Genomic DNA, 15231 nt, shown 5'->3' on the forward strand with positions numbered 1-15231 from the left:
CCCAGCTAATTCTTGAGTCGATTAGCTGGGTTCTTTTTGTTTTAAATACTTAGTTGTTCTCTTGAAGAAATACAATTGGGCAATGAGGTTTAATATCAATTCTCACTTTCTCACCATTAGATAAAGAATCATTAGACACACCAATTAATTGCGTCCCATCATCTTCAATTACGTATCGACAAGTATCCCCCATAAACTGCAATTCTTTAACAATAGCAGTACCTTTTGAATCACGATACAACGTAATATTTTGCGGACGAAGTAATACATCTGCTTTTTTATTCGTATCTTCAGTACTACGACCACAAGAAATCAAACCTACGGCACTATCAATATTTCCATCTTGTTGAATCGTTCCTGATACATACGATCCACCACCTAAAAAGTCAGCGACAAAACGACTGTTTGGTGAATAATATAAATCATTAGCACTACCGAATTGCTCAATCACACCGTGATTCATTACTGCTAACTTATCAGAAAAAGCAAATGCCTCTTCACGACTATGAGTCACAAAAATAGCGGTTACGCCCTGAGCTTTAAAAATACGGCGGATCTCTTTAATTAAATCATGTCGAACTTGAGTGTCGATATTAGAAAAGGGTTCATCCAATAATAGAAGATCCGGTTCGCTGGCTAACGCTCTTGCAATTGCAACACGTTGCTGCTGACCGCCAGATAATTGATGTGGGTAACGATCACCAAACCCGCTTAAATGAACAAGGTTAAGCATAGATTCTACTTTATCTGCCGCCCGCACCTTCTCCCAATCCTTTAATCCAAAGCCAATATTTTCGCTTACGGTAAGATGTGGAAATAGTGCATAGTCTTGGAAGATCATCCCAATATTACGTTGCTCTGGTGGCAACCACGTCTTGTTGTTTGTGATGACTTTTCCATTAAGGTTAATTTCACCTTCCGACAAGGGTAAAAGACCAGCAATAGCTTTTAATAATGTCGTCTTACCGCAACCACTAGCACCAAGCAAACAAACAATTTCACCGGATTCAACCGTTAATGATAACTGAGTTAGGATATTCTGATCATGGTAACTACAAGTTAAATTAGATATAGATAGTGCAGAGTTCATTAATGATGTCGCTCCAAAGAACGGTTAACAATGATCAATGGGATCAATCCAACCAAAACCAATAATACCGCAGGCATCGCTGCAATTTCTAATTGCTCATCAGAAGCAAAATTAAATACATATGTTGCCAAAGTCTCAAAGTTAAATGGGCGCAGCAATAGTGCAGCATTCAACTCTTTCATGGTTTCAATAAAGACCAATAAGCCAGCGATTAAACAACCACGACGAATTAATGGGAAATGAACTCGACGTAGCATAGACCATGTTCCACAACCTAAAGTGCGCGATGCCATGTCTAATGACGGTGGGATTTTATTTAAATTACTTTCAATAGAGCCAATAGCAACGGCAGAAAATCGCACAACAGAAGCAAAAATCAGCGCAAAAATAGAACCTGAAAAAACTAATCCAATCACACCAAAACCAAGTTGTTTAGATACATCATTAACAAAATGATCTAAGCCAATCATCGGAAGCATTACACCAATAGCAAGCACCGTTCCAGGAACCGCATAACCTAAAGAAGCTAAACGCATCGGGACCACACTCCACTTACTGCTTGGATGCAAGCGGTATAAAAAATTAACAACTAAAGCGATTAACACAGCAATGATCGCGGCAATGGATGAAACATATAAACTATTTAATGCGTATTGCTGAAATTCACCAGTCCAACTTTCGTCAAAATAATCAATAGAATAACTAATCAGTTGCAGCAAAGGGAGAATAAAAGCGATAGATACTAGTCCCCAGCACCACATAAATGCAGCCCATTTTTTCCATCCATGAAGTTCATATTGAAACTCTTCATTCGTATTAAATTTTTCTTGAAACATTTTTTGCTTACGACGACTATAACGCTCACCACTGATCAGTAAAAGAATGCCCATTAACATGAAGGCTGATACTTTCGCTGCTGCATTTAAATTGGAATAGCCTAACCACGTATCGTAAACTGCGGTAGTTAACGTATTCACCGCAAAATAACTCACCGTACCAAAATCCCCTAAAGCTTCCATCGCCACTAAAGATAAAGCCACAGCAATAGAAGGTCGAGCTAAAGGTAACGATATACGCTTAAAGCTTTCCCACGGGGTACATTTTAACAAACGAGCTGACTGTAATAAGCTAATGTTTTGCTCCATAAAGGCAGCACGAGCAAGCAAATACACATAGGGATACAGCACAAGAGACATAACAAGAATCGCGCCAGTTAATGTCCGAATATCAGGAAACCAATAATCAGAATAAGATTGCCACCCAAAAACATCCCTTAAAAGGATTTGAATTGGCCCTGCAAAATCTAACCAGTCGGTATAGATATAACCGACAATATATGCAGGCATAGCTAAAGGAAGCACAAGTGCCCACTGTAAAACTGAAGCTGATGGGATACGACACATAGCCATAAACCATGCGGAAGGAACACCTAAAATAAGAGAGAAGAACATCGCACCAAAAACTAATAACACCGTATTTAAGGCATAAGTAGGTAGCACCGTATTAAATAAGTGCGTAAAGATGTCATCAGTATTACCAAGGGCGGTATATAAGATCGCTAGGATCGGTAAAACCAGTAGTAGAGAAATACTCCAACTACCGGTTTTCCAGAATAATAATTTTTCTTTCATTGCCTAAACAACAAGGCTCTTTTAAAAATGATGAGGTATTGTTACCTCACCAATAGTAAATATCAAATTAAAGATCAAACTTCACTTCATCTAAAAGTTTAATTGCTTTCGTGTGGTTATCTGCAATCTCATCTAAAGGTAGAGTATCCGCTTTAAATTCACCCCACGATGCCACTAACTCTGAAGGTTTAACACTTGGCTTAACTGGATATTCGTAGTTCACTTCAGCGTACATGCCTTGAGCAACATCACCAGTTAAAAACTCCATTAATTTTAATGCATTGTCTTTATTCGGTGCATATTTAGCCATCGCCATACCACTGATGTTTACATGTGTACCATCAGTATTTTGGTTAGGGAAATTAATGTATACCGACTCAGCCCATGATACTTGCTTAGGATCATTCACCATTTTACCTAGGTAATAACTGTTACCTAAAGCAACATCACAAAGGCCTTCTTTAATCGCCTTAACTTGAGCACGGTCATTACCTTGAGGTTTACGTGCAAGGTTTGCTTTTACGCCTTCTAACCATGTTTTAGCTTCTGCTTCACCATGATGAGCTATCATCGAAGAAACAAGAGATACATTGTAAGGGTGCTTACCACTACGAGTACAAATTTTTCCTTTCCACTCAGGGTTAGCTAAATCAGCATAATCAAAATCAGCACCTAATTTACCCACACGATCACGAGATGAATACACGTTACGAGCACGAAGTGTTAATGCAAACCATTCATCGTCTGCGTCACGGTATTGAGCGGGTACGTTCGCATCAATAGTTTTACTATCAACAGGTTGAACTAATTTTTTATTCGTTAATTCAGCAAGACGGCTAATGTCGGTAGTTAGAATAACGTCAGCAGGACTTAACTCACCTTCTTGAGCTAATTTTTCAGCCAGCCCTTTCTTAGCAAATTTCACGTTAACTTTAATACCAGTCTCTTTAGTGAATTCTTTAAACATTGGCTCAACTAAGAAAGGTTGGCGGTAAGAGTAAACATTCACTTCTTCTGCAGCCATAACACTTGGTGCGAATACGCCTGCAATTAATGCAGAAACTGATAATAACTTTTTCATGATATTCCTTTAAAATCTCTAGTTACAAATGGTAATAAGAATACTTATCAATATCGATATTATACAAATGAATTTAAAAATGACAATGACCAGACTCATCTTTTATAAAGAAAAACCTCAATACGACCGCATTGAGGTTAATAATTATGTAACAACATATTAGCAATGCTGTTTATTTCACACTGACAAACTCAGGATAAGCATCAATACCACAATCATGAACATCCATCCCTTCTAGTTCCTCTTCCTCTGTAACTCGAATTCCGATGGTTGCTTTAATTATTGCCCAAACCACAAGGCTTGCTATAAACACCCAAGCAAAGATAACAACGGCTCCCAATAACTGAGCACCAAAACTAGCATCCGCATTACTCAGTGGCACAACCATTAACCCAAAGAAGCCACAAACACCATGCACTGAAATCGCCCCTACTGGATCATCAACTTTAATTTTATCAAAGGCCACAATACTAAAGATAACTAACGCTCCAGCAACGGCACCCACAATAACAGCAGCTAAAGGAGAAGGTGATAACGGATCTGCTGTGATAGCAACAAGACCTGCTAACGCCCCATTTAATACCATTGTTAAATCAGCTTTTCCCCACGTTGTTTTACACACAAATAACGCAGCTATCGCCCCTGCAGCTGCGGCTGCATTCGTATTTAAGAAGATTTGGCCGACTGCTGTCGCATTTTCAAAATCAGAAATCATCAATTGAGAGCCGCCATTAAAACCAAACCAACCAAACCATAAAATAAAAGTACCCAATGTTGCTAATGGCATATTAGACCCTGGAATTGGATAGATTTGACCTTTCTTACCATATTTACCTTTACGTGCACCGAGTAATAATACTCCGGCTAATGCCGCTGAAGCCCCTGCCATATGAACAATACCTGAACCAGCAAAATCACTAAACCCAGCTTCTGATAAGAAACCACCCCCCCATGTCCAATACCCTTCCATCGGATAAATAAACGCGGTTAAAATCACAGAGAAGACTAAAAAAGACCATAATTTCATTCGCTCAGCCACGGCACCAGAAACAACTGACATTGCAGTCGCAACAAATACAACTTGAAAGAAAAAATCAGACTCTAATGAGTGATCTGCACCTTCTACTTGAGTTCCAATTAATGTTCCGAATGAAGGTAGAAAACCCCCACTCGCATTATCAACATACATAATGTTATAACCGACAATTAAGTATGTTGTACAAGCTATCGCATACAAACAAAGATTTTTAGTTAAAATTTCAGTGGTATTTTTTGAGCGAACTAGACCAGCCTCTAACATTGCAAAGCCGGCGGCCATCCACATAACAAGAGCGCCAGACATTAAAAAGAAGAAGGTATCAAGGGCATAGCGAAGTTCTGATACTGTAATTGAAAGTTCCATAATATTGTCCTCTATCCTTAAAGTGCTTCAGTGTCAGTTTCACCAGTACGAATACGTACCGCTTGCTGAAGGTCATAAACAAAAATTTTACCATCACCAATTTTTCCGGTATGAGCCGCTTTCACAATGGCGTCAATGATGTTATCTACATATTCTGCTTGAACTGCAATTTCCAATTTTACTTTCGGTAAGAAATCGACTTGATACTCAGCCCCTCGATACAGTTCTGTATGTCCTTTTTGACGACCAAATCCCTTTACTTCAGAGACCGTCATTCCATCAACCCCAGCATCCGCTAGCGCCTCACGAACATCATCTAACTTAAATGGTTTAATAATGGCATTAATTATTTTCATGATTAAATCCTTCGAATTATTTGCAACTTATAATTAATAATCCAATTCGTGTGCCAACTTTCAAACACATAACAATCAACAAGTTATAATCCAATTTTATTAAAAAAAAAAAGGCCGCACTAAATAAGTGCAGCCTTTCCCGAATAATGAGCAATAATAACGCAAATTAGAAGCGTCTAATAAATGCTTCCCAACTTTGAAGCATCGCTTCAAAGTCCTCTAATCCACAAACAGAAATACATTCATCATCGTATATATGAATATCTTCTTCAAATTCTTCTTCTGAGTTTTCAAATAATGCATTTTCCTGCACAATAACCTCTTGGTCAGTCAAAACCAATGTCATTACCTTTCCTGACAGTTTCCATTCATCTTGCGTATTTTTTACTGCTGCAATCTGTTTATATAACTCAGCCAATAACTCTATATTCTTCGCTACGTCTTCAACCAACCAACGACCCATCGCCTCATGTCCCATCGAAAAGTTTGCATGATAAGTGCCATCAAGTGTGTTTTTCTTAAATTCGTAATCCATTGGATATCCTAACGATAATATTGGCGTTAACTCACACGTTTAAAATCAAAGATAACGTTGAGCTATTTTCTTTCAGTATAATCTCATCCCTGCTTTTTTTATAGCTAACCGTAGCTTCACCTTATGATTAACGAGATTTTATAATGCAGTTAACCACTATCATTGCGAAACAAATCGTAGAAAGAACAATGAAAATAATTAAGCATTCAGTCAATGTAATGGATGAATACGGCGTGATTATCGGTTCAGGTGACCAAACAAGATTACACTGTCGTCATGAGGGGGCTATTTTAGCGATTAATGAAAATAGAATCGTCGAAATAGATAACGCCACCGCATTACAATTACGTGGTGTAAAAGCGGGAATAAATCTCCCTATTATTTTTCAAAATACGGTTATTGGTGCTGTTGGCGTTTCTGGAAAGCTTTGCGAAATACAACAATATGGTGAACTCGTTAAAATGACCGCAGAACTCATCATAGAACAAGCGGCTTTAATGACTGAAATACAATGGTCAAAAAGGCACAAAGAAGAATTAGTACTGCAATTAATTCAACCTTCAGATTTAAATACACAACAACTCAACTCTATTGCAGAGCGGTTAGAACTCGATCTTCAACAACCAAGAATAGCTACAATTATAAAAGTAGATTCTTTTAAAGGAGAAAATTTATCTCTGACTCATTTACAAAAACTTGTCCATTTATTGGAATATCCTGAACGAGATAATCTGGTTGCTATTAGTTCAGTTACATTAAATGAAGTCGTCGTTTTGAAACCAATCACATTAACTGAAAATGGCTGGAACCGTACTTATGAAGAAAAGCGTATTCGCCAACTTTTTCAACGAATTTCTCATGATGAAAAATTTACGATAAAAATAGCACTCGGTGATTATTTTCCAACAATAGAAGGACTTGCACAGTCCTATATGACAGCAAAAGCCACAATGAACACTGCAAACTCAAAAAATCGAATTCTTTTTTATCAAGATAATGTTCTTCCTGTATTAATTAATGGTCTCAAATCAGATAATTGGCGCTCGGAACAATTGAAACTGCCAATAACAAAACTTAATGCTCACGATTCAAAAGGAGTATTACTTAAAACGCTCCACGCTTTTTTTAACCATAATTGTGATTCAGCTCAAACCTGCAATGCTCTCCACATACATAGAAATACATTACGATACAGATTAGATAACATACAAAAAGAAACAGGCTTAGATATCAATAAGATAAATGAAATTACATATTTATATCTAGCGACATTAATGCATGAACAATAAGTCACACTTTGTGCATCTGCACAATAAAATAGACTATATGTCAATTAAATTTGGTCATTAGTCTAAAGCTTATTATCGTTGTTACCGATAGATTACCGACATCTTAATTATTAAACGGAACATTAATATGATCGAAGTATCTACTTTGGGTGCACTGGCCGCTCTCACCGTTTCAATTACGCTCATTTTGAGAAAAGTACCGCCTGCGTATGGCATGATCATTGGTGCGCTTATCGGTGGTATCGTTGGTGGCGTGTCTTTAACCGATACTGTAAATTTAATGATTGGCGGTGCACAAAGTATCGTTACAGCAGTACTTCGAATTCTAGCTGCAGGTGTTCTTGCTGGTGTTCTGATTGAATCAGGAGCAGCAACTTCGATAGCTGAAACTATTGTTAAAAAAGTAGGAGAAACCAGAGCTTTACTCGCACTCGCCGTCGCAACGATGATTTTAACTGCCGTAGGTGTCTTTGTTGACGTAGCAGTAATTACCGTTGCTCCGATTGCATTAGCGATTGCTCGTCGTGCTGACCTTTCAAAAATGGCAATTCTATTAGCTATGGTTGGTGGCGGTAAAGCAGGTAATGTGATGTCACCTAACCCAAATGCGATTGCTGCTGCTGATGCCTTTAATGTTCCTTTAACTTCGGTAATGGCTGCCGGTGTTATTCCTGGTTTATTTGGCGTCGTTTTCGCTTACTTTATTGCTAAAAAATTGGTGAATAAAGGCAGTAAAGTTCAAGAACACGAAGTCGTCTCTGTTGATCATTCTCGCCTACCAAGTTTTGTTGCTTCAATGGTTGCCCCTCTTGTTGCTATCAGCCTTCTTGCCTTACGCCCTATCGCAGGAATTAATGTTGACCCTTTAATTGCCCTTCCACTTGGTGGCTTACTTGGTGCTCTAGCAATGGGCCGATTTAAAGACACTAACCATTTTGCAGTATCAGGTCTATCTCGAATGGCTCCCGTTGCAGTGATGCTACTAGGTACAGGTACACTCGCTGGTATTATTGCAAATTCAGGTCTCAAATCAGGGTTGATTGAAGTATTAACTGCATCTGGTCTTCCTTCTTACTTATTAGCGCCAATTTCTGGTGCCATGATGTCATTAGCAACAGCATCAACCACAGCCGGTACTGCCGTTGCTGCAAGTGTATTTAGTCATACTATCCTAGAGCTTGGCGTGCCTGCTCTTGCTGGTGCCGCAATGATTCATGCAGGTGCAACGGTATTTGACCACATGCCACACGGCAGTTTCTTTCATGCGACAGGCGGTGCTGTTCATATGGATATGAAAGAACGCTTAAAACTAATCCCTTACGAATCAGCAGTCGGTCTAATGATCGCTACCGTCTCTACTCTTATTTTTGGCGTCTTCGGTTTATTTGTTTAATAAGGCTTTATTATGAAAATTGTTATCGCTCCTGATTCATACAAAGAAAGTTTAACCGCAATGGAAGTTGCTACCGCAATTGAAGCTGGCTTTAAACAAATATTACCTAATGCTGAATATATTAAATTACCGATGGCTGATGGTGGCGAAGGGACTGTTCAATCTTTAATTGATGCTACTGGCGGATCAATTATTGAATGCCAAGTCACCGCTCCCCTTGGAAATACTGTCACCGGTTTTTACGGTTTATTAGGTAATGGAGAAACGGCGATTGTTGAAATGGCAGCGGCTTCTGGCCTTCACCTTGTCGCACCTGAGCATCGCAACCCATTACATACGACAACCTATGGTACGGGTGAGTTAATTAAAGCTGCGCTAGATAAAGGTGTTAAACATATTATCGTGGGTATTGGTGGCAGTGCTACCAATGATGGCGGTATCGGTATGGCTCAAGCACTTGGTATTAAACTATTAGATAAAGAAGGCAATGATCTGGCTTTTGGTGGCGGCTCATTAGCAAACTTAGTTACTATCGATGTGAGTAATAAAGATCCTCGATTGGATAGCATTCTATTAGAAGTCGCTTGTGATGTAGATAATCCATTATGTGGCGCTAAAGGAGCCTCGTTTGTCTTTGGACCACAGAAAGGAGCTACCCCTAAAATAGTTAACCAACTTGATAATAATCTGAGTCATTACGCTGATATCATGAAGAAACAGATACATAAAGACGTTAAAGATATAGCAGGCGCAGGTGCTGCTGGTGGTCTTGGTGCTGCATTGCTTGGGTTATTTGATGCCACCCTTCGCCCTGGTATCGAAATCGTAATGGACGCGGTTAATTTAAGTGATGTGTTATCTAATGCAGATTTAGTCATTACAGGTGAAGGTCGTATCGATAGCCAAACCATTCATGGTAAAACACCAATTGGGGTAGCCAGGACTGCAAAAAAATATAACTTACCTGTTATTGGCATTGCTGGTTGTTTATCTGACGATTGTGCTATTGTTCATGATTATGGTATTGACGCGGTATTTAGTGTCGTTCCTCGCTCTGTATCATTAGAGATTGCACTAAAAGAAGCAGCAATAAATGTTGAAAATACAGCAAGAAACGTAGCTTCTATTTATTCTATGAGTGCAAAAAAATAATGTAATACCTCTAAATATACCCTTATGGAATCAAATAATACGCAATAAAAAAGCAGCCAATTGGCTGCTTTTTTGATTTATAAACAAAGATTAAGCAGGTTCTTGAAAAATAACCGTATCTGCTTTGTCTGTGTATTGACCCATTTTATGGAAATTCAAGTAACGATACGTATCCGCTGCTGTTGCATTAATCTTTTCAGCGTACTCTAAGTATTCAGCTTGCGTTGGAATTCGACCTAAAATCGCACCAACCGCTGATAGCTCAGCAGAAGCCAGATAAACGTTAGCACCAGTACCTAAACGGTTAGGGAAATTACGAGTTGACGTCGACATTACCGTCGATTTATCAGCAACACGCGCCTGATTACCCATACATAAAGAACAACCAGGGGTTTCAATACGAACACCGGCACGACCAAATATACCGTAGTAGCCTTCTTCAATTAACTGATCTTTATCCATTTTAGTTGGTGGTGCAACCCATAAACGTGTACTTAAAGAGCCATTAAACTCTTCTAACATTTTACCTGCCGCACGGAAGTGACCAATGTTTGTCATACAAGAACCAATGAATACTTCATTAATTTCTGTACCTTGAACTTCTGAAAGTAAACGAGCGTCATCCGGATCATTTGGAGCACAAAGAATTGGTTCTTTAATATCCGCAAGATCAATTTCGATCACATGCGCATATTCCGCGTCTTTATCTGCTTCCATCAATTCAGGATTAGCTAACCACTCTTCCATTGAAGTAACACGACGCTCAAGAGTACGACGATCGCCATAACCTTCAGAAATCATCCACTTCAACATAACAATGTTTGAATTCAAGTACTCCTCAATCGACTCTTGAGAAAGCTTAACTGTACAACCAGCCGCTGAACGTTCTGCCGATGCATCTGATAACTCAAACGCTTGTTCTACAGATAAATGTTCAACACCTTCAATCTCAAGTACACGACCAGAGAATTCATTTACTTTACCCGCTTTAGCGACTGTTAGTAACCCTTTCTGAATACCGTAGTAAGGGATTGCATGAACCAGATCACGCAGTGTAATACCTGGTTGCATATCGCCTTTAAAGCGAACCAAAATTGATTCAGGCATATCTAGAGGCATAACACCTGTCGCAGCAGCAAAGGCAACAAGGCCAGAACCAGCAGGGAAAGAAATACCTAGAGGGAAACGTGTATGTGAATCACCACCCGTACCCACGGTATCAGGTAGAAGCATACGGTTTAGCCAAGAGTGAATAACACCGTCACCCGGACGAAGTGAAACTCCTCCACGATTCATAATAAAATCAGGCAATGTATGGTGAGTATTAACATCAACAGGCTTTGGATAAGCCGATGTATGACAGAATGACTGCATTACAAGATCAGCAGAGAAGCCAAGACAAGCAAGATCTTTTAGTTCATCACGAGTCATAGGGCCAGTGGTATCCTGAGAGCCCACTGTTGTCATTTTAGGTTCACAATACTGACCAGCACGAACACCTTCAACTCCACAAGCTTTACCAACCATCTTCTGAGCTAAAGTGTAGCCTTTATCTGAAGCCGATGGATCAACTGGTTTAGCAAATAAACCGGTCTCTTCAAGACCAAGAGAAGTACGAGCACGGCTTGTTAAACCACGACCAATGATCAGTGGAATACGCCCACCAGCACGAACTTCATCAAGTAATACAGCTCCAAGCTCAAAGCTAGAGATTTCCGCGCTACCTTTACGAACAACACCTTCATAAGGGAAGATATCAATGACGTCCCCCATATTCATGTCTTGCACATTCAATTCAATCGGTAGCGCACCTGAGTCTTCCATTGTGTTGTAGAAGATCGGCGCGATCTTACCACCTAAACAAACACCACCAGTGCGTTTGTTCGGTACGTAAGGAATATCATCACCCATAAACCACAGAACAGAATTTGTCGCCGACTTACGAGAAGACCCCGTACCAACAACATCACCAACATACGCTAATGGAATACCGTCTTTTTGCAGTTCTTCAATTTGATTAATTGGCCCAACACTGCCCTCTTGATCTGGATTAATGCCCTCTCGTTCCATCTTTAACATCGCTTTCGCATGTACAGGAATATCAGGACGAGACCAAGCATCTGGTGCTGGTGATAAATCATCGGTATTAGTTTCACCCGTGACTTTAAATACTTTAACGGTAATTTTTTCAGCTACTTTTTCTTTTGCTGTAAACCAATCAGCATCTGCCCAAGATTGAATAACCTGTTGAGCTGAGACATTGCCAGCCTTCGCTTTTTCTTCTACATCGTAAAAAGAATCGAACATTAATAATGTATGGGATAATGCCTTAACTGCGATAGGCGCTAATTCGACGTCATCAAGCAAACTTACTAATGAATCAATATTGTAGCCGCCTTGCATCGTACCTAGTAACTCTGCTGCTTTTTCACGACTCACTAATGGTGAAGAAATATCACCCGTTGTAATTGCAGTTAAAAAACCGGCTTTAACATAAGCTGCTTCATCAACACCTGGGGGAATGCGATTTTCTAGTAAATCAAGAAGGAGTTCTTCTTCACCTTGTGGCGGATTTTTTACTAGTTCAACTAATGCTGCTACTTGCTCAGCATTTAATGGTCTTGGGACCACACCTTCAGAAGCACGTTCTGCGACGTGTTTACGATAAGCTTCAAGCACGACTTAATTCCTCACTTTCTGGTCTACTCTTAATGAGTAAACATCCTTGGAAACGATTCAGTTTATATCCATTAACTTTTAAATACTGTTATAAATCTCAATAAAACAAGAGAATATGATGTCGATATAGACTAAAAATGTGGCCAGACTATATCAAATTTAACTTAAAATTAAAATCTAACGACATCAAACAACATATGACTTATGGCGCACTTTTAAACATTATAATGTTGCACCAATGCTTAAATATACCGATTCGTGGCTTTGCTCTGTTCTACCATAAGCTAAAATAATTGGTCCTATTGGTGAGTCTATTCCTGCAAAAATAGACCCTGCAGTATAAATTGGAGCTTCTTTAAAACTTTCACCATTCCAGAGCCCCCCATTTTCTATTGAGCCACCTAAATATATAGGGGATTGAAATAAACCAAAGTCGTTATCCATTAAACGATAGCGATAAACAAGACTAGCAAACATTAAATTCTGCCCAGTTAAGCTGTCTTTTGGTGTTCCTGATAAACGTAAAAAACCACCAAGAGATTTAGGTTCTAATTGTAAATCACCTTTTTTATTTTCTACAATACCGTATTCAAAGTTACCGACGAAAGTATGACGAGAATGAGTCCAAGCAGCTCTTGTATTGACTGTAAACTCTATAACCGAATCTTTTGTCCCATCCGAATCGATAGCGCTATCATCAACATTATCATGAGAATATAAATACTCAGAACGAACGTAGAAGCCTTTAGTAGGAAAGGTATAATTATCCAGTGTATCAAGACGATATTGAGCAAAAATACCTTCTCTTGTATAACTTGCATCAATACTTGAAATACTGGTAAAAGCAACATCACCCTTGGTATACCGGCCACCAATTCTAAAATCACTCCATAGGTGCCCCTGTAAACCAAACGCTCCTTCAAATACAAGATCACTGTATTCTAGAGGGAAATTATTATCAATTGAGCTCAACTCATTTCCTGAAAGGGAGAATTTTTTCTGTTCTACACTATAAATCGATTTAAAAGAGGTAAATAATAGTTGGTTCACTAAAAAGGGAGTATACAACTCAGCTGAAATTAATTTATCAGTCCCGAATTCGAAATTTGTTCTCAATTCTGAACGATTATCTCTTAATCCTGTTAATTCAATATCGGTAAAATTTATAGAAATACCTAATGAATATTTACTTTGATTATCAAAATCATCTTCTAAAGCAAAACGAAAGTCTAAATAATTTGGTCCCCAACTTTTTTCTTTTACCTCAACAATAAGATCATGGGAACCAACGTTATTTTCTTCATAGTAATAATCAACCCTTTCAAACCTATCGATGACATACAGGTCTCTGATGTGCCCTTCAAGTTCATCCGCGGTATAAGCTTTACCTTCTTTAAGATTCAATCGGTCTAACAGCATTTTCTCTGTATATAGACTATTATTAGCTAGTTTTATTTTATTAATTGGTAATGATTCACCACGGGTAAGCTGTTCAGTTTTCAGTTTTTTGTCTTCTAAATATGCTTGATAATCAATTTTGGATAAAACCAATTTATTTAATTCTTTATGTTTTTCATACGCAATATCATAACCCTTACCATAAGCAAAAGGCATTTTATCAAATTCTGCTGTTTCCATTTTTCCGACATGAGGTGAAAGTAAAATGTCTTGTTCATCTAATAATTTTTCTTGTTGGAGAGTACTATTTTTTACAATGTAATTAGTCAATTGGCCCATAACAGATAAATAACTAGATATGTCTTTAGCTTCTAGATAGTCCGAACCAATATCAACAGCAATAATAATATCCGCTCCCATCTCTCTTGCTATATCAACAGGCATATTATTAACACTACCACCATCAACCAATAAAAGGCCGTCATATTCAACTGGTGGCAAGGCTCCTGGCACTGACATGCTGGCCATCATCGCTTTGGACAAATCACCTTTATCCAAAATAACAGGTTCGAGTTTTTCAATATCGGTTGCTACCGCTCTAAACGGGATAGGAAGATCGTCAAACGATTCTAAATAAGGAACATTACCTGAAGTTGTTCGAAGAATTTTTGCCATATTTTGGCCTTGAACAAATCCTTTTGGCGCTTTTAATTCTGTAAATGAGAAACCAATATCGGTTCCTATTTGGTAGCGATCTTCATATTCTTTATCTCTTATTTGCCTTTCACTTCGCTCAACTTTATCAACAAAACCGCTATTCCAATTCACGGAATCAATAAAGACTTCAATTTCATCGGCACTCAATCCTGATGCATATAACCCTCCAATATATGCCCCCATACTAGTACCTGTAATGTAATCAATGGGAATATGCATTTCTTCTAATGCTTTTAATACGCCGATATGTGCAGCACCTTTAGCCCCACCTCCGGCAAGCACCAATCCAATTTTTGGACGAGATTCATCAGCTAACACTAAGAAAGAAGAAAAATAAAGACATAAAGAAGGGAATATAAGTGGCTTGAAGCGCATAACATCATCCTTGAAAATACAATAAGAAAAGAATACAGGATGATTGCGTAGAGAGAAAGCTCAACTAGTAGAGTAAGGTATTTAACAATATACTTAATAAACGTAGATTACGTTTATACAGACGTAAAAAAGC

11 protein-coding genes are annotated in these 15231 nt (G+C 38.6%); 3 read left to right on the forward strand and 8 right to left on the reverse strand.

What is annotated here, in order from left to right; all coding sequences use genetic code 11:
• Nucleotides 1–49: 49 nt before the first annotated feature.
• The 6 genes from A6E04_RS20405 to A6E04_RS20430 form a co-directional block, all read right to left on the reverse strand.
• Nucleotides 50–1090 (reverse strand): ABC transporter ATP-binding protein, encoded by a 1041-nt coding sequence (locus A6E04_RS20405; protein ID WP_065612248.1) that lies wholly within the window; start codon nucleotides 1088–1090, stop codon nucleotides 50–52.
• Complete coding sequence (locus A6E04_RS20410) at nucleotides 1090–2721, reverse strand: ABC transporter permease (RefSeq protein WP_065612249.1); 1632 nt, start codon at nucleotides 2719–2721, stop codon at nucleotides 1090–1092. The genes A6E04_RS20405 and A6E04_RS20410 overlap by 1 nt, the downstream gene beginning before the upstream one ends.
• Before the next feature lie 67 nt (nucleotides 2722–2788).
• Nucleotides 2789–3802 carry a Fe(3+) ABC transporter substrate-binding protein gene (locus tag A6E04_RS20415; protein ID WP_065612250.1) on the reverse strand — a complete coding sequence of 338 codons (1014 nt, stop codon included), beginning with the start codon at nucleotides 3800–3802 and terminating at the stop codon, nucleotides 2789–2791.
• Nucleotides 3803–3974: 172 nt separating this feature from the next.
• Complete coding sequence (locus A6E04_RS20420; RefSeq protein ID WP_065612251.1) at nucleotides 3975–5204, reverse strand: ammonium transporter; 1230 nt, start codon at nucleotides 5202–5204, stop codon at nucleotides 3975–3977.
• A gap of 17 nt (nucleotides 5205–5221) precedes the next feature.
• Entirely contained in the window at nucleotides 5222–5560 is a 339-nt protein-coding gene (locus A6E04_RS20425) for a P-II family nitrogen regulator (RefSeq protein ID WP_023604547.1), read from the reverse strand.
• 166 nt (nucleotides 5561–5726) lie between these two features.
• Nucleotides 5727–6095: a YacL family protein gene (locus A6E04_RS20430; RefSeq protein WP_065612252.1), complete on the reverse strand. Its 369-nt coding sequence runs from the start codon at nucleotides 6093–6095 to the stop codon at nucleotides 5727–5729.
• A gap of 143 nt (nucleotides 6096–6238) precedes the next feature.
• Here A6E04_RS20430 and A6E04_RS20435 point away from each other — a divergent pair, with 143 nt between their 5' ends.
• The 3 genes from A6E04_RS20435 to A6E04_RS20445 all read left to right on the forward strand — a co-directional run bounded on the left by A6E04_RS20435 (nucleotide 6239) and on the right by A6E04_RS20445 (nucleotide 9929).
• Nucleotides 6239–7384, forward strand: coding sequence for a sugar diacid recognition domain-containing protein (locus A6E04_RS20435; RefSeq protein WP_017021769.1), 1146 nt, complete (start codon nucleotides 6239–6241; stop codon nucleotides 7382–7384).
• 127 nt (nucleotides 7385–7511) lie between these two features.
• Nucleotides 7512–8777 (forward strand): GntP family permease, encoded by a 1266-nt coding sequence (locus tag A6E04_RS20440; protein WP_065612253.1) that lies wholly within the window; start codon nucleotides 7512–7514, stop codon nucleotides 8775–8777.
• A 12-nt stretch (nucleotides 8778–8789) separates the two neighbouring features.
• Nucleotides 8790–9929: a glycerate kinase gene (locus tag A6E04_RS20445; protein ID WP_065612254.1), complete on the forward strand. Its 1140-nt coding sequence runs from the start codon at nucleotides 8790–8792 to the stop codon at nucleotides 9927–9929.
• A 90-nt stretch (nucleotides 9930–10019) separates the two neighbouring features.
• On the opposite strand, the gene acnB is transcribed toward A6E04_RS20445, so the two are convergent.
• Both acnB and A6E04_RS20455 read right to left on the reverse strand, forming a co-directional pair.
• A complete protein-coding gene (gene acnB / locus A6E04_RS20450; protein ID WP_065612255.1) occupies nucleotides 10020–12608 on the reverse strand; it encodes a bifunctional aconitate hydratase 2/2-methylisocitrate dehydratase in 2589 nt (862 codons plus the stop codon).
• A 222-nt stretch (nucleotides 12609–12830) separates the two neighbouring features.
• A complete protein-coding gene (locus A6E04_RS20455) occupies nucleotides 12831–15098 on the reverse strand; it encodes a patatin-like phospholipase family protein (protein WP_065612256.1) in 2268 nt (755 codons plus the stop codon).
• Between the last annotated feature and the right edge of the window lie 133 nt (nucleotides 15099–15231).

Origin of the sequence: Aliivibrio logei, from assembly GCF_001691055.1 — a bacterium.
Lineage (GTDB): Bacteria > Pseudomonadota > Gammaproteobacteria > Enterobacterales > Vibrionaceae > Aliivibrio > Aliivibrio salmonicida.

Coding starts and splice junctions, on each gene's coding strand:
- A6E04_RS20445 (WP_065612254.1), top strand. CDS start 8,790: ATGAAAATTGTTATCGCTCCTGATTCATACAAAGAAAGTTTAACCGCA.
- A6E04_RS20435 (WP_017021769.1), top strand. CDS start 6,239: ATGCAGTTAACCACTATCATTGCGAAACAAATCGTAGAAAGAACAATG.
- A6E04_RS20420 (WP_065612251.1), bottom strand. CDS start 5,204: ATGGAACTTTCAATTACAGTATCAGAACTTCGCTATGCCCTTGATACC.
- A6E04_RS20415 (WP_065612250.1), bottom strand. CDS start 3,802: ATGAAAAAGTTATTATCAGTTTCTGCATTAATTGCAGGCGTATTCGCA.
- A6E04_RS20430 (WP_065612252.1), bottom strand. CDS start 6,095: ATGGATTACGAATTTAAGAAAAACACACTTGATGGCACTTATCATGCA.
- A6E04_RS20455 (WP_065612256.1), bottom strand. CDS start 15,098: ATGCGCTTCAAGCCACTTATATTCCCTTCTTTATGTCTTTATTTTTCT.
- A6E04_RS20440 (WP_065612253.1), top strand. CDS start 7,512: ATGATCGAAGTATCTACTTTGGGTGCACTGGCCGCTCTCACCGTTTCA.
- A6E04_RS20405 (WP_065612248.1), bottom strand. CDS start 1,090: ATGAACTCTGCACTATCTATATCTAATTTAACTTGTAGTTACCATGAT.
- A6E04_RS20410 (WP_065612249.1), bottom strand. CDS start 2,721: ATGAAAGAAAAATTATTATTCTGGAAAACCGGTAGTTGGAGTATTTCT.
- A6E04_RS20425 (WP_023604547.1), bottom strand. CDS start 5,560: ATGAAAATAATTAATGCCATTATTAAACCATTTAAGTTAGATGATGTT.